The organism is Shewanella hafniensis (assembly GCF_019655335.1).
GTDB classification, from domain to species: domain Bacteria; phylum Pseudomonadota; class Gammaproteobacteria; order Enterobacterales; family Shewanellaceae; genus Shewanella; species Shewanella hafniensis.
Genome location: NZ_BPFD01000175.1, coordinates 1 through 1,361, shown reverse-complemented (window position 1 = coordinate 1,361; position 1,361 = coordinate 1). Strand labels below are relative to the sequence as shown.

The 1,361-nt window shown below is 37.8% G+C and carries 1 protein-coding gene; it reads left to right on the top strand.

What is annotated here, in order from left to right:
• A partial coding sequence (locus tag K5Q99_RS21745; RefSeq protein ID WP_220778110.1) for a DUF262 domain-containing protein occupies positions 1 to 845 on the top strand: 845 nt, incomplete at its 5' end.
• Positions 846 to 1,361: the final 516 nt, after the last annotated feature.

Genomic DNA, 1,361 nt, shown 5'->3' with positions numbered 1-1,361 from the left:
TTGATAAGCAGGGTAAAACGACTTTTGAAGTTATTGATGGAAAGCAGAGGCTAACTTCTATCTTTAAGTTTATAGATAATGAAATTGCAACTGCGGATGATGATAATGATGCTCTTCATGTTGAGGCATTAGCTGGGCTTTACCTTTCAGACTTAGAAGAAAATGATGATTTTGAAGATGCGCTCAGCGAGTTCTGGGCTTACCCATTACCGATTGAGTATGTTTACACTAAAGATGATAAAACAGTTGAAAAAATATTTGATCGTTTAAATCGAAGCGGTGAAAAATTAACAGGGCAAGAACTAAGAAATGCTAACTATTATGATTCCATGCTGATAAAGTTAGCCTATAAATTTGCTAAATCAACGTATTGGGATAAACAACTTGATATAACAAACAAAACTCGAATGGAGGATATTGAACTTGTATCTGAATTTATATTTCTTCTTATCGAGAAACAAGAATTATCAGCATCACCAAAAGAAATTGATGCATTGTATAAGAAATATGCAAATAGCAAGGCGGTTAATTGGGTTGAATTGGAAATTGAATTATTTAATATATCTTCATTTTTCGAAAAACTAGACATTGACTTTACTGAGTATAATGTGTCTGGTGTTAGTCACTTATACGGTGTCTGGGCATTCTCATATTACTGTGTGACGAATGGTATTGATGCTAACATTAAAAATAAAGTTCATGAATTTTATCAAAACTATAAAAACTCTAACTTTAATAAAGTCGGTGCATTGGCTATGTATAAATCAAGTATGATGAATGCAACCAAAGGAAAAGGACAACGGAAAAAACGTCGTACTGCATTGGTTGAATACTGTATAAAGTAGCGTGCAGCTTACTTTGACCCCAATCAGTTAATAGACATACAAAATATAGGACATGAATTACTCTTTTCGGATGGCAGCCGACACCGAAGCCACAGAAGTTCACCTTCCCCTGCGAAGTAGCTGAAGGGCGTTGAAGAAAATAGCGTGACGCAGACAGGACGTCTGCGTAGCTTTCGGGGGAAAGGGGCGAATGAAAATCGGTGATTTTCGCGCTTATGAGCGAGAGGCAGGGACTGCCGAACTGGGGGGCTTTACATGGATGTAAAGCGGAGCCATCGGAAGCGTTAGCTATTTTCGAATAAGCACGAAGCCACTAATCAATGCATGTAACTTCGCTAGGGACGCCAGGGGATTTCCAAAAGGGGAATAGGCGATTTTTCCCTTTTGGTCAGGTGTGGGGTGAAGCCCCACGACGTTGATTTTGACTTTGATTTAAAAAATAAAAACTCGGAGGGGCTTATTAGTAATATAAAAAAGGTGTGACACTTAGCGTGTCACACCTAGATAATCAATTTT